The sequence below is a fragment of the Streptomyces sp. NPDC091280 genome (genome assembly GCF_044768565.1).
Taxonomy (GTDB): Bacteria; Actinomycetota; Actinomycetes; order Streptomycetales; family Streptomycetaceae; genus Streptomyces.
The window spans coordinates 430,682-454,896 of record NZ_JBIVUZ010000007.1; the positions used below are offsets into that span (position 1 = coordinate 430,682).

22 protein-coding genes are annotated in these 24,215 nt (G+C 71.9%); 18 read left to right on the forward strand and 4 right to left on the reverse strand.

The window, feature by feature from the left end; translation table 11 throughout:
* Nucleotides 1–7: 7 nt before the first annotated feature.
* Entirely contained in the window at nucleotides 8–1,357 is a 1,350-nt protein-coding gene (locus ACIQPR_RS23095; RefSeq protein WP_403651215.1) for a transaminase, read from the reverse strand.
* A gap of 182 nt (nucleotides 1,358–1,539) precedes the next feature.
* Here ACIQPR_RS23095 and ACIQPR_RS23100 point away from each other — a divergent pair, with 182 nt between their 5' ends.
* From ACIQPR_RS23100 to ACIQPR_RS23155, 12 genes are all read left to right on the forward strand, one after another.
* On the forward strand, nucleotides 1,540–2,223 hold the full coding sequence (locus tag ACIQPR_RS23100) for a TetR/AcrR family transcriptional regulator (RefSeq protein ID WP_403651217.1): 684 nt from the start codon (nucleotides 1,540–1,542) through the stop codon (nucleotides 2,221–2,223).
* A 7-nt stretch (nucleotides 2,224–2,230) separates the two neighbouring features.
* Entirely contained in the window at nucleotides 2,231–3,004 is a 774-nt protein-coding gene (locus tag ACIQPR_RS23105) for an SDR family NAD(P)-dependent oxidoreductase (RefSeq protein ID WP_403651219.1), read from the forward strand.
* Between the two features lie 21 nt (nucleotides 3,005–3,025).
* On the forward strand, nucleotides 3,026–4,066 hold the full coding sequence (locus ACIQPR_RS23110; protein WP_403651221.1) for an NAD(P)-dependent alcohol dehydrogenase: 1,041 nt from the start codon (nucleotides 3,026–3,028) through the stop codon (nucleotides 4,064–4,066).
* 192 nt (nucleotides 4,067–4,258) lie between these two features.
* Nucleotides 4,259–5,719: an ATP-binding protein gene (locus tag ACIQPR_RS23115; RefSeq protein ID WP_403651223.1), complete on the forward strand. Its 1,461-nt coding sequence runs from the start codon at nucleotides 4,259–4,261 to the stop codon at nucleotides 5,717–5,719.
* Nucleotides 5,716–6,138, forward strand: a complete 423-nt coding sequence (locus tag ACIQPR_RS23120; protein ID WP_359603926.1) for a roadblock/LC7 domain-containing protein — start codon at nucleotides 5,716–5,718, stop codon at nucleotides 6,136–6,138. The genes ACIQPR_RS23115 and ACIQPR_RS23120 overlap by 4 nt, the downstream gene beginning before the upstream one ends.
* Nucleotides 6,135–6,497, forward strand: coding sequence for a DUF742 domain-containing protein (locus ACIQPR_RS23125; protein ID WP_403651225.1), 363 nt, complete (start codon nucleotides 6,135–6,137; stop codon nucleotides 6,495–6,497). The genes ACIQPR_RS23120 and ACIQPR_RS23125 overlap by 4 nt, the downstream gene beginning before the upstream one ends.
* Nucleotides 6,469–7,077: a GTP-binding protein gene (locus tag ACIQPR_RS23130; protein WP_403651227.1), complete on the forward strand. Its 609-nt coding sequence runs from the start codon at nucleotides 6,469–6,471 to the stop codon at nucleotides 7,075–7,077. The genes ACIQPR_RS23125 and ACIQPR_RS23130 overlap by 29 nt, the downstream gene beginning before the upstream one ends.
* The gene (locus ACIQPR_RS23135) at nucleotides 7,074–8,291 is read left to right on the forward strand and encodes a cytochrome P450 (RefSeq protein ID WP_403651229.1); all 1,218 of its coding nucleotides are present in this window, start codon (nucleotides 7,074–7,076) and stop codon (nucleotides 8,289–8,291) included. Before ACIQPR_RS23130 ends, ACIQPR_RS23135 begins: the two co-directional genes overlap by 4 nt.
* A complete protein-coding gene (locus ACIQPR_RS23140) occupies nucleotides 8,288–9,514 on the forward strand; it encodes a cytochrome P450 (RefSeq protein WP_403651231.1) in 1,227 nt (408 codons plus the stop codon). Before ACIQPR_RS23135 ends, ACIQPR_RS23140 begins: the two co-directional genes overlap by 4 nt.
* A gap of 244 nt (nucleotides 9,515–9,758) precedes the next feature.
* Nucleotides 9,759–10,379, forward strand: coding sequence for an L-threonylcarbamoyladenylate synthase (locus ACIQPR_RS23145; RefSeq protein WP_403651233.1), 621 nt, complete (start codon nucleotides 9,759–9,761; stop codon nucleotides 10,377–10,379).
* 102 nt (nucleotides 10,380–10,481) lie between these two features.
* The gene (locus tag ACIQPR_RS23150; protein WP_403651235.1) at nucleotides 10,482–11,237 is read left to right on the forward strand and encodes a dienelactone hydrolase family protein; all 756 of its coding nucleotides are present in this window, start codon (nucleotides 10,482–10,484) and stop codon (nucleotides 11,235–11,237) included.
* A 214-nt stretch (nucleotides 11,238–11,451) separates the two neighbouring features.
* Entirely contained in the window at nucleotides 11,452–12,588 is a 1,137-nt protein-coding gene (locus ACIQPR_RS23155) for a glycoside hydrolase family 64 protein (RefSeq protein WP_403651494.1), read from the forward strand.
* Nucleotides 12,589–12,660: 72 nt separating this feature from the next.
* Here the strand turns inward: ACIQPR_RS23155 and ACIQPR_RS23160 are convergent, their stop codons facing one another.
* On the reverse strand, nucleotides 12,661–15,060 hold the full coding sequence (locus ACIQPR_RS23160) for a M4 family metallopeptidase (RefSeq protein WP_403651237.1): 2,400 nt from the start codon (nucleotides 15,058–15,060) through the stop codon (nucleotides 12,661–12,663).
* A 335-nt stretch (nucleotides 15,061–15,395) separates the two neighbouring features.
* Here ACIQPR_RS23160 and ACIQPR_RS23165 point away from each other — a divergent pair, with 335 nt between their 5' ends.
* Together ACIQPR_RS23165 and ACIQPR_RS23170 are read left to right on the forward strand one after the other, a co-directional pair.
* Nucleotides 15,396–15,578, forward strand: coding sequence for an antitoxin (locus tag ACIQPR_RS23165; RefSeq protein WP_403651239.1), 183 nt, complete (start codon nucleotides 15,396–15,398; stop codon nucleotides 15,576–15,578).
* A 174-nt stretch (nucleotides 15,579–15,752) separates the two neighbouring features.
* Entirely contained in the window at nucleotides 15,753–16,610 is an 858-nt protein-coding gene (locus ACIQPR_RS23170; RefSeq protein WP_403651241.1) for an MHYT domain-containing protein, read from the forward strand.
* Nucleotides 16,611–16,619: 9 nt separating this feature from the next.
* Here ACIQPR_RS23170 and ACIQPR_RS23175 read toward each other — a convergent pair whose 3' ends face one another.
* Complete coding sequence (locus ACIQPR_RS23175; RefSeq protein WP_403651243.1) at nucleotides 16,620–18,947, reverse strand: zinc-dependent metalloprotease; 2,328 nt, start codon at nucleotides 18,945–18,947, stop codon at nucleotides 16,620–16,622.
* A gap of 88 nt (nucleotides 18,948–19,035) precedes the next feature.
* On the opposite strand from ACIQPR_RS23175, the gene ACIQPR_RS23180 reads away from it, so the two are divergent.
* The gene (locus ACIQPR_RS23180; protein ID WP_403651245.1) at nucleotides 19,036–20,544 is read left to right on the forward strand and encodes a metallophosphoesterase family protein; all 1,509 of its coding nucleotides are present in this window, start codon (nucleotides 19,036–19,038) and stop codon (nucleotides 20,542–20,544) included.
* A 72-nt stretch (nucleotides 20,545–20,616) separates the two neighbouring features.
* Nucleotides 20,617–21,645 (forward strand): LLM class flavin-dependent oxidoreductase, encoded by a 1,029-nt coding sequence (locus tag ACIQPR_RS23185; RefSeq protein ID WP_403651247.1) that lies wholly within the window; start codon nucleotides 20,617–20,619, stop codon nucleotides 21,643–21,645.
* A 10-nt stretch (nucleotides 21,646–21,655) separates the two neighbouring features.
* Here the strand turns inward: ACIQPR_RS23185 and ACIQPR_RS23190 are convergent, their stop codons facing one another.
* A complete protein-coding gene (locus ACIQPR_RS23190) occupies nucleotides 21,656–22,684 on the reverse strand; it encodes a TauD/TfdA dioxygenase family protein (protein WP_403651249.1) in 1,029 nt (342 codons plus the stop codon).
* A gap of 160 nt (nucleotides 22,685–22,844) precedes the next feature.
* On the opposite strand from ACIQPR_RS23190, the gene ACIQPR_RS23195 reads away from it, so the two are divergent.
* Nucleotides 22,845–23,675: an aldo/keto reductase gene (locus tag ACIQPR_RS23195; protein WP_403651251.1), complete on the forward strand. Its 831-nt coding sequence runs from the start codon at nucleotides 22,845–22,847 to the stop codon at nucleotides 23,673–23,675.
* 96 nt (nucleotides 23,676–23,771) lie between these two features.
* The gene (locus tag ACIQPR_RS23200; RefSeq protein WP_403651253.1) at nucleotides 23,772–24,206 is read left to right on the forward strand and encodes a cupin domain-containing protein; all 435 of its coding nucleotides are present in this window, start codon (nucleotides 23,772–23,774) and stop codon (nucleotides 24,204–24,206) included.
* Nucleotides 24,207–24,215 lie beyond the last annotated feature (9 nt).

Here is a 24,215-nt window from a genome sequence, read left to right on the forward strand (position 1 = left end):
CCCTGTGTCAGCCGACCAGTTCGGCGAGGGCTTCGGCGAACACCCGGGTGTGGGTGTCGACGTCCTGTTCGGTGGTGTCGGGGCACATCAGCGCCATGCTGTGGAACGGGGTGAGCAGGATGCCCCGGTTGGCGAGGTAGAGGTGGAGGAAGTCCTCCAGCTCGGGGTCGCCGGCCGCCTCGGACTCGGTTCCGGTGCGGGGCGCCGGGGACGCGAAGCGGTACTCGCTGCGGGCGCCGAGGCGGCTCACCGTCCAGGGCAGCGCGTGGGCGTCGATGCCCTGCTGCACTCCGGCCGCGAAGCGTTCGGAGAGCTTCGCCATGTGGGCGAACGCCGCGTCGGTCAGCACGTGTTCGAGGGTGGCGCGCATCGCGGCGACGGAGAGCGCGTTGCCCGCGAGGGTGCCGCCGACCCCGCCCATGTCGACGAGGTCGAGGTCGGCGCGGCCGAGCAGCCGGTCGGCGAGTTCGGCGGAGAGGCCGTAGGCACCGGCCGGGATGCCGCCGCCGATCGCCTTGCCGATGGTGAGCAGATCGGGTGCGAGGTCCCAGGCCGCGGTGCAGCCGCCCGGCCCGGCCGAGAAGGTGTGGGTCTCGTCGATGATGAGCAACGTGCCGTATTTCGCGGTCAGTTCGCGGACGGCGGTCAGGTAGCCGGGCTCGGGCAGCACGATGCCGATGTTGGTGAGCGCGGGTTCCATGAGGACGGCGGCGACGTCGCCGTGCGCCAACTCCCGCTCCAGCTGGGCGGGATCGTTGAACTCGGCGACACGGCTGGTGAGGGTGACGTCGCAGGGGGCGCCGACGTTGCCGGGGCGGGCCGCGCCCCGGCCGTCGGGTCCGACGACGATGAGCGACTCGTCGACGCTGCCGTGGTAGCTGTAGCTGTTCACCAGGATCTTGGGGCGGTCGGTGACGGCGCGGGCGAGCCGGATCGCCCAGCGGTTGGCGTCCGTCGCGGTCAGCGAGAAGCTCCAACGGGCGAGCCCGAAGCGGCGGGTGAGTTCCGCGCCGACCCATTCGGCGTCCTCCGTGGGCAGCATCGCCGTGGCTCCGCCCTGCTCGGCGAACCTGCGGCGCACGGCCTCGGCGACCACGGCGGGCGAGTGCCCGGCCATGGCTCCGGTGTCGCCGAGGCTGAAGTCGATGTACTCGTGGCCGTCGATGTCGGTGACGCGGGCGCCCCGGGCGGTGTCGAGGTAGCGGGGGAAGGCTCCGGCGGTCTTGTTCATCCAGGTCATCGGCACCCGCCCGAAGAGGTGCTCGGCACGCGCGTAGGCGGCCTTCGAGCGGGGGTTGCGCCGCTCGGCCTCGGCGCTCTCCCGGGCGAGCAGGTCCTTCAGGCGAGTGCGGTCCATGGAACACCCCGGTGAGGTCGGCGACGGAATGTCCGGACCATACGACCGAAAGTTCCGCCGGGGCAAGAGATGGCAGCGGAATCGAGCGTGAGAGCAATCGATTCACGCTCACGTCCCATTGGGACACAAGTCTCACCGGGCCTCATGTCCCCATGGGACATCATGGGTGTACGGTCGGGAGCATGAAGGCAACGGAGCCCCCCACCGGACCGGCCGCCACCGCCTCGGTGGACCGGCGGCAGCGCAAGGCACGCCAGACCCGTGACGCGCTGGCCACCGCCGCCCTGGACCTGATCCTGGAGAGCGGTCTGGCCGCGACCACGGTCGAGGCCGTCGCGGAGCGCGCGGACGTCACGCGGCGCACCTTCAGCCGGCACTTCACCGGCAAGGAGGACGCGGCGCTCGACTTCGTCCGGGGCGACGGCGACCGCATCAACGCCCTGCTGCGGTCCCGCCCGGCGGCCGAGCCCCCGCTGCTGGCCTATCGCCGGGCCGTGCGCGCCTGGCTCGCCGACCGGGAGAACCCGGCCTGGCACCTACGGCCGCGCATGCGGCGGCTGCTGGCCCTGGTGGACCGCGAGCCCGCCCTGTTCGCCGCCTACGAACGCATCCGGGTCGACGCCCAGGAGGAGTCGATCCGCATCCTCGCCGACCGGCTCGGCACCGACGACGTCCGGGACGTGCGCCCGGCCGTCGTGGTCGACGCCGCCGCCGGAGTCCTCACGGCCGCCCTGCGCATCTGGGCCCGCCGCGCGGACGAGCACGACTCGGGAGCCGCAGACCTCGCCGCCCTGGTGGAGCGGGCCTACGACGCCCTGATCGGGGAGGCCGTCGACGCGGCCTCCCGAAGCACTACCGAACAGTGAGCACACCATGAGCACCATCACCGACTACGCGAGCGAGTTCTCCGGCAAGACCGCCCTCGTCACCGGCGCCGCCTCCGGCATCGGCCTGGCCACCGCCCGCCGCCTCGCCGCGGGCGGCGCGAGTGTCGTCGTCGCCGACTTCAATGCGGAGGGCGCCGAGAAGGCCGCCGCCGAGCTGACGGCGGAGGGCCTCGCCGCCGCGGCGGTCGAACTGGACGTGACCCGCCCGGAGTCCGTCGAAGCGGCCGTCCGCTTCGCGATCGCCACCTTCGGCGGCCTCGACCTGGCCGTGAACAACGCGGGGATCGGCGGCCCGAGCGCTCCGACCGGCGCGTACGACATCGAGGCCTACGACCGCGTGGTCCGCACCAACCTCGACGGCGTGTTCTACTCGCTGCGCCACGAACTCCCGGCCATCGAGGCGGGCGGCCGGGGCGGCGCGATCGTCAACGTCTCCTCCATCCTCGGCTCCACGGGCTTCGCGGGCTCCGCCGCGTATGTCGCCGCCAAGCACGGCGTGGTCGGCCTCACCAAGACGGCCGCCGCCGAATACGCGGCGAAGAACATCCGCGTCAACGCGGTCGGCCCCGGTTTCATCGAGACCCCGCTGCTCCAGGGCATGGACCGGTCCGCCTACGACGGTCTCGTCGCCCTGCACCCCGCGGGCCGCCTCGGGCGCCCCGAGGAGGTCGCCGAGCTGATCGTGTTCCTGCTCTCCGACCGCGCCTCGTTCGTGCACGGCGGCTACCACCTGGTCGACGGCGCCTACACCGCCGTCTGAGCCCCGGAAAGGAGCCCTGTCATGAAGGCACTTCAGTACCGCGCGATCGGCGCCGCCCCCGAGGTGGTCACCGTCCCCGACCCCGAACCCGGCCCCGGCCAGGTCCTGTTGAAGGTCACCGCCGCCGGCGTCTGCCACTCCGACATCGCCGTGATGAGCTGGCCCGCCGAGAGCTTCCCCTACGACCTTCCGCTCACCCTGGGCCACGAGGGCGTGGGCACGGTCGCCGCGCTGGGCGCCGGAGTCACCGGCGTCCGGGAGGGCGACCCGGTCGCGGTGTACGGGCCCTGGGGCTGCGGCAGGTGCGCCAAGTGCGCGGAGGGCAAGGAGAACTACTGCCTGCGCGCCGACAAATTGGGAATCCGGCCGCCGGGACTCGGCGCCCCGGGTGCGATGGCCGAGTACCTCCTCGTGGACGACCCCCGGCACCTGGTCCCGCTCGACGGGCTCGACCCGGTCGCCGCGGTGCCGCTCACGGACGCGGGTCTGACGCCGTACCACGCGATCAAGCGGGCGCTGCCCAAGCTGGTGCCCGGTTCGACGGCGGTCGTCATCGGCACCGGCGGACTGGGCCATGTGGCGGTGCAGTTGCTGCGCGCGCTGACGTCGGCGCGGGTGATCGCGCTGGACGTCAGTGAGGACAAGCTGCGCCTCGCCCGTGAAGTCGGCGCGCACGAGACGGTGTTGTCGGATGCGAACGCCGTGAAGGCGGTCCGCGAACTGACCGCGGGCCTCGGCGCGGAGGCGGTGTTCGACTTCGTCGGCGCGGAGCCCACCGTCCGGACGGCGGGCGCGGTCGCGGCCGTCGAGGGCGAGGTGGCGATCGTCGGCATCGGCGGCGGAACCCTGCCCGTGGGGTTCGGGCAGTCGGCCTTCGAGGTGTCGGTCCACGCGCCCTACTGGGGCAGCCGCGGCGAACTCGCCGAAGTGCTGGCGCTGGCCCGGTCCGGCGTCGTGTCCGTGCACACGGAGACGTTCTCGCTGGACGAGGCCCCGCTCGCCTACGAACGCCTGCACGCCGGGACGGTCAAGGGCCGCGCGGTGATTCTGCCGAACGGCTGAGGTCCCTCAACTCCCTTTGTCCACACGCCATTTCAGACAGTTGGCACAGAAGTGAACAGAGGTCTGTCAGTTTCGGAGGGAACTCCTGTTACACCGTGCGAGAGCGGTCGATGACGGTGTGTACTGTGCTCCGGGCACCCCGCCTCAGGGGCTCGAACTCAGCCCTGCCCGACTGCGCTTGGACTCGATTCGATGACCGAATTACCGGACCTGGTGACCGGTGCGCTCGCCGCCGGAACGCTGTCCGCGCTCGCTCTGGGCGCCGGTCTGCTGCGGTCGCGGCGCAGGCGCGCCGTGCAGCACGCGGAGATCGCGGAGCTGCGGGACCGACTGGCCGGTGTCCAGGCGGCGTTGGCGGCGGAGGCCGAGCATCTGGCCGTCCAGCGGATTCCGGCCGTCGCCCGGCAGCTGACGCATCCACGGGTGACCGTGCCGGGACCGGCGCAGCCGCAGTTCGTCGGTTCGCCCCTCGGGATCGCCCTGGAGAACGTGCTCGGCGCGGTGCGCTCCGAGCTGACCTCGCAGCGCACCCGGATCGACGCCGCCGCGCAGGCCGGGATGCGCGGGGCCACCCGGGAGATCCAGGCCGCGCTGTACCGCTTGCAGGACGCCCTGCGCGCGCTCCAACAGCGCTACGACGACCCGGAGTTGGCGCAGACCCTGTTCATGCTCGACCACGAGAACGAGCAGTCGCTGCGCCGCGCGCAGGTGACGGCCGTCGTGTGCGGGGCCTGGGTCGGACTGGCCCGGGAGGACTCGCATCTCGTGGAGGCGGTGACCGGCGGGCAGGCCCGGCTCGCCGGATACCACCGGGTGCGGGTGTACAACCATCTCGAAGCCGGTACCGCGCTGGTCTCGCACGCCGTCGAACCGGTCGCGATCATCGCCGCCGAGCTGCTCGACAACGCGCTGCGGCACTCCGCTCCGGACACCGAGGTCGTGGTCAACCTGGAGCACGTCCACCACGGCGTCTGTGTCACCGTCGACGACGCGGGCCTGGGCATGACCCCGGACGAGCGCGAGCACGCCCGGCGGACGGTGGCGGGCAGCGACCCGGTCCTGCTCACCGACCTGGGCGATCCGCCGCGCATGGGCTTCGCCGCGATCGGCCGCCTCACCCGGCAGTTCGACCTCGGTGTCGACGTGTCCTCGCCCTCCCCCTACGGCGGTGTGCGCGCGGTCCTGCGGATCGACAGCCACCTCCTGAGCCGGATCGACCCCGAGCGGCGACCGGCCGCGGCGGGCGCGGCGCGCTCCACCCGCCCGGCCCCCGCTCCCACCCGGGCGCCCACGCCCGCGCCGACGCACTCCTACGGCTCCGAGCCGGACGAACGGGCCCCGGCCGACGTACCCGGGCACCAGGCGGTGCCCGACACCGGCGGACTCCCGCGCCGCCGCCGGCGCGACGCGGTCGCCGCCGCGAGCGCGCGGAGCGCCCCCGCCGCCCGGAAGACGCCGACCGCCCCGGCACCACCGGAGCGGGGCCCGGAGGAGGCCGCCGCCGCGCTCGGCGCGCTCCAGTCCGGCACCGCCTCCGCGCGCGCCGCGAGCCAGGGCGCCGCGGCCGAGGACTCCGCCGGGCCCAGACCGGCGGCGCACGATGTCGATCAGGACGATCACGGGAACGACTACGAGGGGGGAGCGGCTAGATGATCAGCCGCGATGGGGGCGACACGGCCTGGGTGCTCGATCCGATCCTGGAGGTGCCGCACGTGGTGGCCGCGGTGCTGCTGACCCGGGACGGGCTGGTGCGCGGGTACACCGACGCGCTGTCCCAGGCCTCGGGCGAGCGGGTGGCGGCGATCACCAGCACGGTGCAGGGCGCGTGCCGTACCGCGGCGGCGGCCTTCGCCGACCGGGAGGACGCCGAGATCCGGCAGGTGGTGATCGAGTCGGACCACGGGTACGTGCTCATCGTCCCCACGGATCACGGGACGTGTGTGGCGGCCTACGGCGACACCGAGGTGCGGCTCGATCTGCTCGCGCACCGGGTGCACTCGCAGGTGGCGCGCCTGGGCGAGAAGGCGATGGCCGCCGCTCCGCGGGGAGTTGACGGCGGCGCGTCGGCATGACGGGCCGCCGCGGCGGCCGTCCCCTGGTCCCCGCGTATCTGTCGACCGGCGGGGTGGCCCGGCCCAGCCGCTCGCAACTGGAGCGGCTGACGGTGCTCTCCGGCAGCGGCGAGCCCGTGCCGGCCGGGTTGCCGGCGGCCCAACTCGCCCTGCTGGACGCCCTGTACGGCGGTTCGCTGACGGTGCTGGAGGCGGCGGCCCTGCTGGAGCTGCCGGTCTCCGCCGTGCGGGTGCTGGCCGCCGGTCTCCTCGATCTGAACCTGGTGCTCGCGCGCGCCCCGATCCCGCCCGCCGAGACCTTCGACCCCGACCTGCTGAAGAGAGTGGCCGATGGCCTACGCGCCCTCAAGCACGACTAGCGGCATCCATCTGCCGGACACCGCCAGGGAGTTGGTGAAGATCCTGATCGCCGGCCCGTTCGGGGTGGGCAAGACCACGCTGATCGACGCGGTGTCGGAGATCCGGCCGCTGCACACCGAGGAGCGGCTGACCGAGGCGTCCGTCCACGTGGACGATCTCGACGGGGTGCGGGAGAAGTCGACGACGACCGTCGCCATCGACTTCGGGCGGCTCAGCCTGCCGGGCGGGATCGTGCTGTACCTCTTCGGCACACCCGGGCAGGAGCGGTTCCGGGCGCTGTGGGAGGACATCGCCCACGGCGCGCTCGGGGCGCTGGTGCTGGTCGACAGCCGACGCGTCGACGCCTCCTTCGACATGCTCGGGCTGGTCGAGGAGAGCGGGCTGCCGTACGCCGTCGCCCTCAACACCTTCCCGGACGCGCCCCGCCACCACAGCGAGGAGCAACTGCGCGCCGCCCTGGACCTGGCGCCCGGCACTCCGCTGGTGACCTGCGACGCCCGGGACGCGAACTCCGCGATGGACGCGCTGCTCGCCCTGGTCCAGCACCTGATCGACCGCGACCCCCCGGAGCCCCGGTGACCACTGCATCCCCGACCCGCCCCGTCCGGCTGTGGGAGGACGGCTTCGCGCTGGACCCCTACGGCTACTACGCCGCCCTGCGCGCCCAGGGTCCGGTCGGCTGGGCCGAACTCGCCCCGGGCGTACCGGCGTACGTGGTCACCGAGCGGCGGGCGGCGCTGGACCTGCTGCGCGACACCGAGACGTTCTCGCACGATCCCCGGCCGTGGGAGACGACGGTCGCCGAGGACTCGCCGGTCCTCGGGATGATGCGCTGGCGGCCCAACTCCCTGTTCGCGGACGGCGCCGCGCACATCCGCTACCGGGCCGCGCTGATCGACGCCTTCGACCGGATCGAACCGCACGACCTGCGGGCCCGGGTGCACCGGGCGGTCCATGTCCTGGTGAGCCGGTTCGGGCCGCGCGGACAGGCCGACCTGGTGGGCGAGTTCGCCCGGCCGCTGATGGCGCTGGTCTTCAACAGCCTCTTCGGACTGCCCGAGAGCCAGAGCGAGCGGCTGGACCGGGCGCTGGGCATGATGATCGAGGGCGGGGCCCAGGCAGCCGCGGGCGAGGCCGAGTTCGGCGGTTACGTCCTCGAACTCATCGCCGCCAAGGCGAAGACGCGCGGCGACGACCTGACGAGCTGGCTGCTCGACCATCCGGCCGGGCTGGACCCGGAGGAGGTCACCTGGCAGGTGTTCCTCACCCTGGGCGCGGGTCACGAGCCGACCGCGAACCTGGTGTCCAACGCGCTGTCCCGCATCCTCGGCACCTCGGTCTACTACTCCACGCTCACCAGTGGCGCCCGCCCGGTCATGGACGCCGTCGTGGAGGTCCTGCACCACGAGACGCCGCTCGCCAACTACGGCATCCACTACGCCCGTTCACCCGTCACCTTCCACGGCGCGTGGATCAGGCCGACGACCCCGGTCGTCGTCTCGTACGGCGCGCTCGCGCACTTCGCCGAGCAGGAGGTGGTCACCGGTCGGCATCCCCAGGACGCCTCGCACCTCTCCTGGTCGGCGGGTCCGCACGCCTGCCCGGTCAAGCGGCACACGCTGCTCATCGCGACGGAGGCGATCGAGCGGCTCACGCAGTGGCTGCCGGACCTCGAACCCCTGGTGGAGCGCGCGGAGTTGACCTGGCGTCCCGGCCCCTTCCACCGTTCGCTCACCTCGCTGCCCGTCCGGTTCGGCCCGCGCACCCCCGACCAGCCAGGAGACCCGTCGTGACCGTGTCCGACCGCATCGCCCTCGACCCGTTCGGCGCCGACATGGCCGCCGAGACCGCCACGCTGCGTGCCCTCGGCCCGATCGTGCCCGTCGAACTGCCCGGCGGCATCCCCGCCTGGGCGCCCACCGGCTACGACACCCTCAAGGAGCTGATCCTCGACCCGCGGGTCAGCCGGGATCCGCGGCTGCACTGGCGCCTGTGGCCCGAGATGGGTGAACACCCCTCCTGGGGCTGGGTGTTGGGCTGGATCGGCGTCGTCAACATGCTCTCCACGTACGGCGCCGACCACGCCCGCCTGCGCAAGCTCGTGGCGCCGAGCTTCACCCACCGGCGCACCGAGGCGATGCGGGCCCGGGTGGAGGCGATCACGACGGAGCTGCTGGACGCGGTGGCCTCGGACGACGCCGAGGTGGTCGACATCCGCGCGGCGCTCGCCCAGCCCCTGCCCATGCGGATCATCTGCGAACTCTTCGGTGTGCCGGACGAGTTGGTGGACGACACCGGGCGGCTGATCGCGGCCATCATGGACACCTCCGACCCGAGCCCGGAGCACGCGGCGTCCGTCCAGCGGCAGATCGGCACCGTACTGCCCGCGCTGATCGCCCATCGCAGCGAGCATCCCGGCGACGACCTGACCACGGAACTGATCCGGGTGCGCGACGAGGACGGCGACCGGCTCAGCGACGAGGAGCTGCTGTACACCCTGCTGCTGGTGATCGGCGCGGGCTTCGAGACGACGGTCAACCTCATCGGCAACGCGATCGTCGCCCTGCTCGGGCGGCCCGAGCAGCTGGCGGAGGCGCGGGCCGGGAAGATCGCCTGGGACGCGGTCGTGGACGAGACGCTGCGTGTGCACCCGTCCATCGCCTCGCTGCCGCTCCGGTTCGCGGTCAGTGACCTCACCGTCGGCGGCGTCACCGTCCCGGCCGGGGACGCCATCATCACGACGTACGCGGCGGCCGGGCTCGATCCCGCGCACTACGGCCCCGACGCCGATGTCTTCGACGCGGCCCGCGGCGCCGACGACCATCTGTCCTTCGGCATCGGGGTGCACCGCTGCATCGGCGCGCCGCTCGCCCGGGTGGAGGCGCTGACCGCGCTCCCCGCGTTCTTCGACCGCTTCCCGGGGGCCCGCCTGGCCGTCGCCCCGGACGCCCTGCGCCAGGTGCCGTCCTTCATCGCCTTCGGCTGGCAGGAGATCCCGGTACGGCTGCGCGGCTGAACGGGGACGGCCTGTACGGGTGCCGGGCGCGTCCCCGCGGCCGTGGCCTACGCACGCCGGGTGCTGGAACGGCTCCGCCGCGGCCTCGGAGGGGAGCCGCAGGCGGAGCCGTGCCGCCCGGGTTCGGGGGAGAGCCCCGAGCGCACTTGTCGGCTTCCCCGGTTTCGCCGGGGTACGCCCGTGCGAACCGGGTGACATGAGGGCCCGCGCGGCGACCCGTGGCCGTACGGCATAAGCTCGGCGGGTGGCCAAGTACTTCGACGTGCACCCGGACAACCCGCAGCCGCGCACCGTCTCGCAGATCGCGGACAGTGTCCGCTCGGGTGCGCTGATCGCGTACCCGACCGACTCCTGCTACGCGCTGGGCTGCCAGCTCGGCAACCGCGACGGCATGGAGCGGATCCGTACGATCCGGCAGCTCAACGACCGGCACCACTTCACGCTGGTGTGCCAGAACTTCGCCCAGCTGGGCCAGTTCGTGCACATCGACAACGACGTGTTCCGGGCCATCAAGGCGTCCACGCCCGGCAGTTACACCTTCATCCTCCCGGCGACGAAGGAGGTGCCGCGCCAGTTGCTGAACGCGAAGAAGAAGACCGTGGGCGTGCGCATCCCCGACCATGTCGTCACCCAGGCGCTGCTCGCCGAGCTGGGCGAGCCGCTGCTGTCGAGCACGCTGCTGCTGCCCGACGAGGAGGAGCCGATGACCCAGGGCTGGGAGATCAAGGACCGGCTCGACCACGTGGTGGACGCGGTGGTGGACTCCGGGGACTGCGGTACGGAACCGACGACGGTCATCGACTTCTCCAGCGGCGAGGCCGAGATCGTCCGCAAGGGCGCGGGGGACGTCTCCCGCTTCGAGTGACCCCGGCGGCGGGGCCGCGGGCAGGCGTGCCACGATGACCGGAACACGCCGCTCCGGGCCGGCTGCCGGCCCGGAGCCGAACCGCCGGGAGGCATCCCCGCCATGACCGCAGTACAGGGCACCGCCGTGGACATCCCCACCGAGGACGGCGTCGCCGACGCCTATCTGGCGCATCCCGGTGACGGGCGCCCGCATCCGGCCGTGCTGCTCTACCAGGACGCCTTCGGACTGCGTCCGCACCTGAAGTCGATGGCCGACCGGCTGGCCGCGGCCGGTTACACGGTCCTCGTGCCGAACGTGTTCTACCGCAACGGCCGGGCGCCGGTGGTGGAGCTGCCCGAGTTCATCGACCCCGAGGCGCGGCCGGAGATCTTCCGGCTGGTCGGCCCGCTGATGCAGGGGCTGACGCCCGACCTGGTCGAGCGGGACGCGGGCGCCTATCTGCGCTGGCTGGCCGAGTCCCCCGTGGCCGCCGACGGTCCGGTCGCGGTCACCGGGTACTGCATGGGGGCCCGGCTCGCGGTCTACACCGCGGGCGCCCACCCGGACCGGGTGGCGGCGGTGGGCGGCTTCCACGGCGCGCGGCTGGCCACCGACGACCCCAACAGCCCGCACCTGGCCGCCGCGCACATCACCGCCGAGGTGTACTTCGGCCACGCCGACCAGGACCCGGGGCTGCCCGAGGACCAGATCAAGCGGTTCGACGACGCGCTCACCGCGGCGGGCGTCCGGCACCGCTGCGAGGTCTATCCGGGCGCGCACCACGGCTACACGCAGGCCGACACCTCGTCGTACAGCGCGGAGGCCGACGAGCGGCACTGGGCCGCGCTGCTCGATCTGCTGGCGCGCACCTTCTGAACGAGGACCGCGTCTCCTGATCCGACCCTGGTGCCCACGGCGCGAGTCGCCGTGGGCACCTTTCGCCCCGCTCATTGACATGCACGCGACCCGGCGGGACTCTGAGAGCGCTCTCAAACAGGTACGGACCAATCATCCGTACACCCCCACACGGAGGTGAGCAGTGCTCGGCAGAATCCTGCGCCGACTCGGAACCGCGACCGCGGTGGCCACGATGCTCGCGCTGGCCACACCCCTGACGGCGGACGCGGCGGTGCCCGCCACGATCCCGCTCAAGATCACCAACAACTCGGGGCGCGGGGACGCGGTCTACCTCTACGACCTCGGCACCAACCTCGCGACCGGACAACAGGGTTGGGCCGACGCGAACGGCACCTTCCACGCCTGGCCCGCCGGCGGCAACCCGCCCACCCCGGCACCGGACGCCTCGATCCCGGGACCGGCGGCCGGGCAGTCCACCACGATCCGGATCCCCAAGTTCTCCGGCCGCCTCTACTTCTCCTACGGCCGGAAACTGGTGTTCAAGCTGACCACGGGCGGCCTGGTGCAGCCGGCCGTGCAGAACCCGACCGACCCCAACCGCGACATCCTCTTCAACTGGTCCGAGTACACGCTCAACGACTCCGGGCTGTGGATCAACAGCACCCAGGTGGACATGTTCTCGGCCCCCTACGCGGTCGGGGTGCAGCGGTCGGACGGGAGCACCGCCACCACCGGGCACCTCAAGTCCGGCGGCTACACGGGGTTCTTCAACGCGCTGCGCGGACAGTCCGGCGGCTGGGCCGGCCTGATCCAGACCCGCTCCGACGGCACGGTGCTGCGCGCGCTCGCACCGGGATACGGCATCGAGACGGGTGCCCTGCCCAGCACCGTGCTGGACGACTACATCAACCGCGTCTGGGCGAAGTACGCGTCGTCGACCCTGACCGTGACACCGTTCGCCGACCAGCCGAACACCAAGTACTACGGCCGGGTGTCGGGCGGCGTCATGAACTTCACCAACGGTTCGGGGGCGGTGGTCACCACGTTCCAGAAGCCGGACGCGGCCAGCGTCTTCGGCTGCTACAAAAACCTCGACGCGCCCAACGACCTGGTACGCGGCCCGATTTCACGCACGCTGTGCGCGGGCTTCAACCGCTCCACGCTCCTGGTCAACGCGAACCAGCCGGACACCACCTCGGCGAACTTCTACGTGGACCCGGTCACCAACCAGTACGCGCGCGACGTCCACGCGCAGATGGCCGACGGCAAGGCGTACGCCTTCGCGTTCGACGACGTCGGCGCCCACGAGTCCCTCGTCAACGACGGGAACCCGCAGCAGGCCTATCTGACGCTGGACCCGCTGAGCTGAGCCGGACGAACCGGAGGCACCCCGCACGCCTGGGGGCGCGTGCGGGGTGCCGGACGGAACAGGTGGAACCGGTCAGCTGGTGGTGACGGCGGTGTCGTCGATCACGAAGCTGGTCTGGAGCGAGGAGTCCTCGACCCCGCTGAACTTCAGGGCCACCGTGGTGCCCGCGAAGGCCGACAGGCTGAAGGACTTCGCGACGTAGCCGCTGGCCGCGTTGAGGTTGGAGTAGGTGGCCAGGGTGGTCGAACCGGCGGTGACCGTCAGCTTGTCGTACGCGGTGCTGGTGGTGGTCTCGGCCGTGTCGATGTGGATGTAGAAGGTGAACGTCGTCCCGGTGCAGCCGCTCGGGATCGTCACCGACTGGGACAGCGTGTCGGTGTGGGTCGAGCCGTAGCCGTCGAGCCAGGCCTTGTACGAACCGGTGCGGGCCGCCTGGCTGCTGGAGCTGGTGATGACCCCGCTCGTCGCGGTCCAGGTGGTGTTGCCCGACTCGAAGCCGGCGTTGCCCAGCAGCTGCGTGGAGGTGCAACTGCCGCCCCCGCCACTGGAACTGACGGTCCAGGTGAAGGACGCGGTGCCGGTCGCCCCGGTGCTGTCGGTGACGGTCACGGTGGTGCTGTAGGTGCCCGCCGTCGTCGGGGTGCCGGTGATGGCGCCCGTGGAGCTGCTGATCGACAGGCCGGTCGGCAGTCCGGTCGCCGCGTAGGTCAGCGAGCCGCTGTTGGTGGAGCTGGCCGCGACCTGGAGGCTGACCGCCGTGCCCACGGTGGAGGACTGGCTGCCCGGGTTGGTGACCGTGACACCGCTGGTCGGCACGGTGATGTGGCTGCCGACGTTGATGCCGGCGAAGGCGTTGCCGACTCCCGCGTACTGCACGGAACTCGTGCCGTACAGCGCCGCCGCCGCGTTGAGCGCGGCGGTGCGGGCGGCGGCGTAGTTCGTGCTGGACGTCATGTACGTCGTCAGCGCCTTGTACCAGATCTGCAGGGCCGCGGCCCGGCCGATGCCCGCGACGGCCACGCCGTCGGAGGTGCTGCTGGTGTAGGTGGTGCCGTTGATGACCTTGGTGCCGCTGCCCTCGGAGAGCAGGTAGAACATGTGGTTCGCCGGGCCCGAGGAGTAGTGCACGTCGAGGTTGCCGACCCCAGAGTACCAACTGTCGGCCGAGGAGCCGTCCTTGCTCGGCTTGTCCATGTAACGCAGCGGCGTGCCGTCGCCGTTGATGTCGATCTTCTCGCCGATGAGGTAGTCGCCGACATCGGTGGAGTTGTTGGCGTAGAACTCGACGCCGGTGCCGAAGATGTCGGAGGTCGCCTCGTTCAACCCGCCCGACTCACCGGTGTAGTTGAGCCCGGCGGTGTTCGAGGTGACACCGTGGCTCATCTCGTGGCCCGCCACGTCCAGCGAGGTCAGCGCGTGCGTGGAGCCCGAGCCGTCGCCGTACGTCATGCAGAAGCAGCTGTCGTCCCAGAAGGCGTTGACGTACGCCGTGCTGTAGTGGACGCGCGAGTACGCGGCGACGCCGTCGTTCTTGATGCCGCTGCGGCCGAACGTGTCCTTGTAGAAGTCCCAGGTCTCCTGGGCGCCGTAGGCCGCGTCGGCGCCCGCGGTCTGGGTGTTGGAGCCCGAGCCGGTGCCCCACACGTCGTCGGAGTCCGTCATCAGGGTGCCGGTGCCGGACGTGCCGTTGTTGAGGCTGTACGTCTTGTGGCCGCCGCGCGTGGTGTCGTACAGCTGGTACGTCGAACCCGACAGCGTGGTGCTCAGCGAGACCGTGCCGCTGTACTGGGTGTTGCCGGTGCCGGTCTGGATGCCCTGGAAGCGGGAGAGTTCCTTGCCGGTGGTGGCGTCGGTGATGACGTGCAGCTGGCTGGGGGTGCCGTCGTCCTGGAAGCCGCCGATCACCGTCTCCCAGGCGAGCTTCGGGGTGCCGTCACCCGCCCAGATGACCTTCCGGGCGCTGTCGGTGCTCGGCGCCTTGGCGTCGAGGGCCTTCGCGGTGGTGAGGGCCTTGGTCTCGGCGGCCGACTTGGCGACGGACGCGGTGGTGGAGGGCACCGCGAGGGTGTGCTTGTTGTTGAAGGTCGCGCTCACCGTGCCGGTCGCCTGCGCGGCGGGCGGGGTGTGCACGACGAGGTCGCCGCCGAGGACGGGGAGACCAGCGTAGGTGCGCTCGTAGCGGGTGTGGACGGTGCCGTCGTTGTCCTTGACGACGTCCTTGACGACCAGCTTCTCCTTGGCGCCGAGGCCGAGGGTGCGGGCGGTCTTCGTGCTGTTCGCCGAGGCGCTCTTCACCAGGGCGGTGCGCTGCGCCGGGGTGAGTTTCGCCTCCAGGCTGCCGGTGCGCAGCGGGCTGGGGTGGGGGGACGCGGGCTTCGCGCTCGCCGGAACCGACTGGATGCCGACGGCGAGCAGCGCGGCGGTGGAGATCAGGGCTCCAACCGCGGTCCGCTTGCGGGGGATGCGTCTCACTCGTACTCCTCCTGCGACGGCCGCGGACGCGGCCGGTGACAGACCGGACAGCCGGGTCTGCTGTCCGGGAGAGCTGAGCTGTGCGGGGCCGACCGAACTTTGACCGATCCATGGAGGATCCGTGGGGTAACTGCGTGGAGGATGACAGCGTTGACCCGTCCATGTCACGCGAGCCCGGGGCACTCAAGGGTTTTCCCTCTGTCACCCGGCCCGGCCGGCGTCGCGGACCGGCCACTCACGATCTGTGACGATCGGCCCCCGTCGGCACCGAAATGCGGCCCACGCGCACGCGGGGGATGCTGAGAGGGCCAACGCACGTCCGAAGGAGGACAGCCATGTCGTTCATGGACAAGGTCAAGGGAATGCTCGGCCAGAATTCCGACAAGGCCAAGCAGGCCGTCGACAAGGCGGGTGACATGATCGACGAGCGCACCGGCGGCAAGCACGCCAAGCAGGTCGACATGGCGCAGGACAAGGCCAAGGACTTCATCGACCGCGAGAAGCCGCAGCAGCCCTGACCACCGGCCACCGGCCACCGGACGGATCTGTCCGCGTATCTCCCCCGATGGGTCGCAAGTGGGCCCTGAAATTAGAGACTTCGTCAAGAACAGCTGTGAAAGAGGTGCGCGGCCCGGCCCCGGTTCGTACATACTCCCCCCACAGGAAGCCGGGACTCTGGGGGGAGTTGGCTCATGAACGGCACGATCGACGGGTTCCGCTACGGCGCGGTGACTCCGGTGGCGGCCTATCTGATGGCCTGCCTGGGAGGTGCCCTGGGACTGCGCTGCGTGGTGCGGTCCCTGCACAACCAACATTCCTGGAAGGCGGGTTGGCTCGCACTGGGCGCGACCTCGATCGGCTGCGGCATCTGGACGATGCACTTCATCGCCATGATCGGCTTCCAGGTCGAGGAGACCCGCATCGGCTACGACGCCGGCCTCACGGTGCTGAGTCTGGCCGTGGCGATCGTCATGGTCGCCGTCGGGGTGTTCGCCGTGGGCTATCGCGGCGCCACCCCCGGCACGCTCTCGGCGGCGGGCGTGATCACCGGCCTCGGGGTCGCCGCGATGCACTATCTGGGCATGGCCGCCCTGCGGTTGGACGGCACCATCGAGTACCGGACCGGCACGGTCGCGCTGTCCGTGGCGATCGCGATCGTCGCCGCGACGGCGGCCCTGTGGGCGGCGGTCTCCATCCGGGGCTTCCTGGCGAGTCTGGGCGCCAGCCTGGTGATGGGCGTGGCCGTGTCCGGAATGCACTACACGGCGATGGCCGCCGTGCGGGTCCATCTGCACGGCACCGGCGGGGCGTGGACGGGTGACTCCGCCACCTCGCTGCTGCTGCCCATGCTGCTGGGGCCGGTCATCTTCCTGCTGCTGGCCGGGGTCGTCGTGATGTTCGACCCGCTGCTGGTGATGGGCGAGGGCACCTGGGACCGGTCCTTCGCCCGCCATCCCGTCGGCCCCCGAACCGCCGACACGCACACGGCACCGGAGCCCGAAGCGGCCTTCACGCCGCGTGCGAGCACCGGCCGCCGCCGACCCCGGTAGACGCCGGACTCAGTTGGGCGCGCCCGGCGGCACCCGAGGCGGCGGATCGAGCCGTACCGAGCCGGGATCGGCCAGGAAGGCGCGGATCAACTCCCCCGCCTCATCGGCGTGTTCGTCGCCCTGGCAGCGCAGCTCGGTCGCGAGCCGCCGCACGGCGCCGCGCACCGCCATACGCACCGGGGTGTGCAACGCCGTGTCGCCGAGCAAGGTCAGCAGGTGGTTCAGGAGGGTCCAGTCCGCCGTGTGCTGCACGGCCGCCCCGCCGGGCAGTTCGCCGGACACCGGGTCGCCGCGGCGCCATGTCGTGGCGAGGAGCGCGTCGACGATGTCCGCGGCACCGGGCACGGCGGGGTCCGCCGCGTGCTGCCAGGCGACCCGGTTGAGCCGGGCCGGGTCCAGCAACTGCTCGGTCACCAGGGCGGTCGCGGCCCGTACCGCCTCGAAGGGGTCGAAGACCCGCCCGGCGCCCGTGTCGAGGTACTGCTCCGTCCGGCCGTAGCGGATGGCGGGCGGGGTGAGCGTGTCCAACACCGCCTGGGGCAGGGCGAGTTGTTCGGCGCGCAGCAGTCCGGCGAGGCGGGCGAGCGCTGTGTGCTGAGTGGCCGCGTCGACGGCTTCGGCGCCCCGGCCGGTCTCGCCCGCCAGGCCGTAGGCGTAGCGCACCCCGCCCACCAGCCTGGCCACGGCCGCCACCTCGTGCCGGTGCAGCAGGTGCAACAGCGCGGCGCGTTCCTCCAGTTCGCCGGTCTGCCGGTCGGGCGGCAGCACCCCGGCGCAGAAGCCGTCCAGGGCGATACGGCGGACCCTCAGCATCGTCTCCAGCGACTGGAGGGCGTCCCCTCCGCCGACCCAGGGCACGGCGTCGGCGTGCGCGGCGTGCGGGCCCTGGGCGTCCTCGTCGGAGACGTAGGCGAGCCCGGCCTCGGCGGCTGAGCGGCGCAGTGCGGCGAGCGCGACGGCCTCGCCCTCGCCCTCAGCTTGTCCTTCGCCTTCGCCTTCGCCTTCGCCTTCACCGAACCGTCCGTAGGCGTGCGCGACCAAGTAGTGGTCCCACGGCCCGAGTTCCGTGCCGTACGCGGCGGAGAGATCGAGATCGCCCTGCTCCGTGACACGGACCCGGGCGTGCGGATAGTCCATGACGGACGGCTCGGGGTGCCCCGTACCGGCGAAGTTGTGCATGAAGCCGAGGGCGTGGCCGATCTCGTGCGCCGCGAGCTGGCGCAGCCTGGCTAGCACCAACTCCTCCACGGCGGCCAGTCGTTCGGCCTCGTCAGGGTGGCCGTAGGGGGCGAGGAGGGCCTCGCCGAGCGCGCGGACCTGCTCGACGCGCTGGGAGCCGAGCCGTACCCGGGCGTGCAGGATCTCGCCGGTGCGCGGGTCGGTCAGCCCCTGTCCGAGGGACCAGCCGCGGCCCGAACGGTGCACCCAGACCACGCCGTTGACCTCGGGGTCGTAGGGGTCGAAGCCGGCGCCGCCGGGCTCTACGCGGTAGGCGTCCGGGAGTCCGATCCGGGCGAAGGCCGGCTGCCACCAGTTGCCGCCCTCGACGACCGCCGAACGGAACGGTTCGGGGACGGCCGGGTCGACCTGGAAGACGATCGGGGCGCCGCCGGGTTCCGCGCGGAAGCGGGGCTGCATCTTGACCTGGGTGCCCGCGCGGCCGACGAGGCCGTGGTCGGCGTAGCCGATGCCGTAGCCGCCGGAGGCCGGGTGGTAGCGGCGGACGGGCAGCGGGGTCGCGGGCAGCCGCATCAGGTTGAGCTGCTGGACGACGGTGACGGCGCGCGGGTCGGCGGCCACCGCCTGGAGGGCCTTGCCCCGCCCCGGGCCCCGGAAGGTGAGGAGCGCGGGCAGCCGGACGGCGCGCGGGCCGGTGCGGCTGTCGGCGAGGAGCGGGAGGCTCGCGGACGCGTCGATCGTGTGGTCGCCCTGCTCCTGTGCGCGCAGATGCTCGGCGACCCGGTCGTGGTCGGCGAGGACCAGGCCGGTCGCGTCGACGACCACCGCGCCGTTCTCCTCCCGCAGGACGGGTCCGCTCCACACCACGGACAGCGCGAACGACTCGTCCCCGGCCCGTACGGCGGCCTCGTCTCCGGAGGTGCGGAAGTGCTTGTTGCGGACGGCGAACAGGACCCGGTCGCCGATCCGCCGGAACTCCGCGAGCCGCGCCTTGCCCGCCCGCCCCCGGTCCAGCCACAGGTCGCTGGAGCCGAGGCCCTGCGAGAGGGAGACGGTGACGAGGAAGGGTTCGTCGAAGTGACGGATGCCCAACAGCAGCCGGTCCGACCGGAGTTCGGGGTCGGGGAGCAGATCGATGAAGTCGGCTTCGCCGGGCATGCGGGGGCCTTTCGGTTGAGCGTCGTCGCGTTGATGTTGTCAGGCCCCTGCCGCCGGACCGGCCGTGGCCCGTTGTTACGGTGCACAGGTGGTTGAATCCTCACGCGACACCCCCGAAGGCGCCGGCTGGGGCGGCGCGGAACGCGGCGCGTACCGGCAGTTGATGCCGACCCATGTCAAGAAGGTCTCGTGGCTCGACCCGAGGACCCTGTGGTCCGCGCGCAACGGTGTGCTGGCCTCCTGGTTCGGGGACCCGACCGGTGACACCCGCAGCCGCTGGGTGGCGCAGCGCACGGCCGCCGGCGCCCCCGCCGACAAGGTGATCCGGCGCGACGACGCGGACACCTTCTCGTTCATGGTCATCGGTGACACGGGCGAGGGCGACGATCCCCAGTACGCCGTCGTGCCGGGGTTTCTGAAGGTCAGTCAGGGCACGGACTTCGCGGTCGTCGCCAGCGACGTCATCTATCCGGTGGGCACCGCCGACGACTACGGCACGAAGTTCTTCCGCCCGTACCAGGACTATCCCGCGCCGATCTACGCGATACCCGGCAACCACGACTGGTACGAGGGCCTCGGCGGCTTCATGCGCGTCTTCTGCGACGACGCGCCCGCGCTGCCCGCGCCGGAGTCGGGGCCGCGCCCGCTCACCCGGGCCTGGTGGCGCTCGCTGCTGTGGCACCACCCCCGCCAGACCGACGGCGAACACCTCAACAAGGAACGGGAGTTGCGCTCCTCGCCGCTCCAACAGGCAATCCAGCCGGGCCCGTACTGGGCGATCGACGCGGGGCCGGTGCGGATCATCGGTATCGACACCGGTCTGCTGGGCACGATCGACGCCGAACAGGGCGCCTGGCTGCGGGAGGTGGCGAAGGGACCGACGCCGAAGATCCTCGTCACCGGCTCGCCCCTGTACGTGGACGGAAAGTACGACCCCTGTGCCATCGAGGGCGGCGGCACGGTGGACGACGTCGTCCGCGATCCGGACCATCACTTCGTGGCGGCGATCGGCGGCGACATCCACAACTACCAGCGCTATCCGGTGCGGTTGGACGACGGACGGGTCCTCCAGTACGTGGTCTCGGGCGGCGGCGGCGCGTTCATGCACGCGACCCACACCGTGCCGCGCGTCGACATCGGCAACGTCACCGAGGCGGACTTCCGCTGCTATCCGCTGCGCGGCGACTCGCTGGCCTTCTACAGCCGGCTGTACGGCCGGCGGCTGCGGCTGCGCCGCTTCTTCACCCTCACCGAGGCCGAGGCGTCGGCCGTGATCCGCGAGCGGCTCGGCATCCCGCCGACCCGCGCCCCGGGCCCGCCGGTCCGGATCACCCGGCGGATCCGGCTGGTCGCGAGCCTGCTGGGCGCGGGCGGCCGTCCCGACCGCACCTCGCGCTTCCGGCTCCCGGTGCGCAAGATCTACACGCAGCTCTTCTCGCCCGGCTCGGTGACGTACAGCCCGCCGTTCTTCAAATGCTTCCTCCGGCTGGACGTCACCCCGGAGGCGATACGGCTGCGCTGCTTCGCGGCCACCGGCAACCGCGCCCAGGAGATCGACCCGCCGGTCGAGGACGAGGTCGTCATCCCGCTGCGCTGATCACACTCCCGCAATGTTCACCTGCCACAATCAGGACAGAACAGAACTGACGTACGACCGCCGGAGGAGCCCGTGCCGCCCACCTCACGCCCGTTGCGGAAGCTGGGCTTCCTGACCATCGGCCTCTTCGACGAGGCCGATCCGCGCCGGGGCCACGAGTCGACGCTGGAGATCATCGAACTCGGCGAGCGGCTCGGCTTCGACAGCGCCTGGCTGCGCCACCGCCATCTCCAGTACGGCATCTCCTCCCCCGTCGCGGTGATGGCGGCGGCCTCCCAGCGCACCAGCCGGATCGAGCTGGGCACGGCGGTGATCCCGCTCGGCTGGGAGAACCCGCTGCGCCTGGCCGAGGACCTGGCGACCGTCGACATCCTGTCCGGCGGCCGGATCAACCCGGGCGTCAGCGTCGGCCCGCCGATGCACTACGCACAGGTCAAGGAGGCGCTGTACCCCGACACGGCCGACAGCGAGGACTTCAGCTACGAGCGGGTGCGGCGGCTGCTCGACCTCGTCCGGGGCGAACCGGCCACCGACTTCAGCGGCGTCGAGGGCTTCGAGGTGTTCTCCGACCGGGTGCAGCCGCACTCCCCCGGGCTGGGCCGCCGCCTGTGGTACGGCGGCGGCAGCGCGAGTTCGGCGCGGTGGGCCGGCGAGCACGGCATGAACTTCCTGACGAGCAGTGTCGTCAAGGCCGAAGGGCCGGACGAGTCAAGGGACTTCGCCGAGATCCAGCTCTCCCACATCCGCACGTTCCGCGCCCACCACCCGGACGGGGAGGCCGCCCGCGTCTCCCAGGGGCTGGTGGTCATCCCCACCGACTCCGCCTCGCCCGAACAGCGCCTGAAGTACGAGGAGTTCGCCCGCAGGCGCACTCCCCGTACCACGTCGCCGCAGGGCCCGGCCCGGCTGATGTTCGCGCCGGACATCGTCGGCACCTCCGAGGAGATCGCCGAACTGCTGGGCGCGCACGCCGCGTTCAGGGAGGTCGACGAGGTGGCGTTCGCGCTGCCGTTCACCTTCGAGCACGAGGACTACGTGCAGATCCTCACCGACATGGCGACCGTGCTGGGACCGGCGCTCGGCTGGAAGCCGGCCGGCTGACCCCGCGGTGTCACCAGCGGCCGGGCTCGGTGCCGACGACCGGCTCGGACGGCTTGCCGTCGACGCCGACCGGGATGTCGCCGGTGAGCATCACCCGGTGCATGGTCCGGGGGAAGCCGAGGTGGGCGTTGTCGCCGGGAGCGAGGTGGATGGTGGCCCGGTTGTCCCAGAAGGCCACGCTGCCCGGCTCCCAGCGGAACCGGACGGTGTACTCGGGGCGGGTCGCCTGCGCGAGCAGCAGCTCCAGGACCGCGGCGCTCTCCGCGCGCGAGATCCCGGTGATCTGCTCCAGGTAGTAGCCGTTGACGAACAGCACCCGCTCCCCCGTCTCGGGGTGCACCCGGACCAGCGGGTGTTCCGAGGCGACCTGGTGGTCGAGCAGATGCCGGACGTAGGCGTCGTCGCCGGGCCGGGGCTGGTAGCCGACGCCGAGCCGGTGCTCGGCCCGCAGCCCGTCCACGAACTCCCTTACGGGCTGCGACAGTCCGGCGTAGGCGGCGGCCAGGTTCGACCAGGTGGTGTCGCCGCCGTACGGCGGGACGGTCTCGGCGCGCAGGATCGTCGCGGCCGGTGGGTCGATGCGGGCGCCGTGGTCGCAGTGCCAGCCGCGCAGCAGGGTGTGCCGGCGCCGCTCCAGCCACTCCTCGTGTTCCATGCCGAACCGGCCGCCCAGCTCCAGCCGGTCCGCGGTGGTCTCGACCTCGGGGAAACCGGCCGGTGAGGCGCTGCCGCGCCGGCCGAGGACGACCGGTTCGCCGAACCTGCGCGCGAACGCCACATGAGCGGCGTGGTCGAGCCGTTGGTCCCGGAAGAACACGACCTTCCAGCGCAGCACGGCCGCCCGGATCGCGGCCACCACCGCGTCGTCGAGGTCACCGGCCAGATCGACCCCGGTGATCTCGGCCCCGATGTGCCCGGCGGCCGGCCTGACCTCCACGCCGGCCGCCCGCGCCCGCTCGTCCGCCGTACCGGAACCGCCGCCGCCGGCTGTCGTACCGCTGCCGCTGGGTGTCGTACCGCTGCCGTTGTCCGTCGTCATGCGCGCTCCGTCGTCGTCCCTGCCCGGTCGGTCGTCCGTATCGGGTCGTACCCAGGCCGTACGGGTTCCAAGGAAGATCGTGACGGCGATCACCGCACGAGGCGGCCCGACCCCCGCTCGCCCATACTGGCTGTACCGCACATCCAAGGGAAGGTCGACCGTGATCAGCATCCCGGCGCACACGCTCAACGACGGAACGAAGCTCCCCGCCATCGGTCTGGGCACCTGGCCGATGGACGACGCGACGGCCGAGGAGGCCGTCGACGGCGCGTTGCGCATGGGCTACCGCCTGGTGGACACGGCGACGAACTACCGCAACGAGACCGGTGTCGGGCGGGGCATCGCGCGCAGCGGTGTGCCGCGCGAGGAGATCGTCGTGACGACGAAGCTGCCGGGGCGCCACCACGGCCACGACGAGACCCTCGCGTCCTTCGAGGAGTCCCGGGCCCGGCTCGGCGTGGAGTACGTGGACCTGTATCTGATCCACTGGCCGCTGCCCCGCGTCGGCAAGTTCGTCGATTCCTGGAAGGCGATGATCAAGCTCCGTGAGGACGGTCTCGTCCGGTCGATCGGTGTCTCGAACTTCACGCCCGGCCACATCGAGCGGCTGGAGAAGGAGACCGGTGTGCTGCCCTCCGTGAACCAGATCGAGCTGCATCCGCTGTTCCCGCAGGACGAGTTGCGCGCTTTCGGCGCGGCGAAGGGTGTTCTGACCGAGAGCTGGAGTCCGCTCGGCCGCGGTTCCGAGCTGCTGAACGACCCGACCGTGGTGACGGTCGCGGAGGCCTTCGGTGTCACCCCAGCGCAGGTGGTGCTGCGCTGGCACACCCAGCTGGGGGCCGTCCCGATCCCCAAGTCGGCCGACGCGCGACGGCAGCGCGCCAACCTCGACATCTTCGGCTTCGAACTCGGCCCGGCCCAGCTGGCGGCCCTCGGCGAGCACGCGCCGCAGCGCCTGGGCGGGGACCCGGAGACGCACGAGGAATTCTGAGACTCCCCGGGGAAGTCGCGTGTTTCCGCCCCCAACTCGCCTTCCCTGCCTCTATGTTCACGGCGGAGACACAAGATCCCACCGGAAGGTTCCCGTATGCGCACCGCGTTCCGCACCGCCGTGACCGGAGCGGTGACCACCGCCGCCCTGCTGGCCGGTGGCACCGCCCAGGCGACCCCCGCCGGACCCGGGGTCACCGCCCGGCTGATCAGCCAGACCACGATCGGCGACACCGACTACACGGTCCGCGAGATCACCATTCCGCCCGGTCAGGCCACCGGCTGGCACTACCACGACGGCCCCCTGTACGGCATCGTCAAGCAGGGCACGCTCAGCCACTTCGACTCCAGCTGCGCCTCCGACGGCGTCTACCGCAGGGGCAGCACCATCCAGGAGCCGGCCGGGGCGGGCAACGTGCACATCGGCCGCAACCTGGGGAGCACTCCGCTCGTCCTGGACGTGCTGTACGTCCTGCCGCACGGAGCGCCGTTCTCGGAGGACGCGCCGAATCCGGGCTGCCCCTTCGAGTGAGCGGTCCGG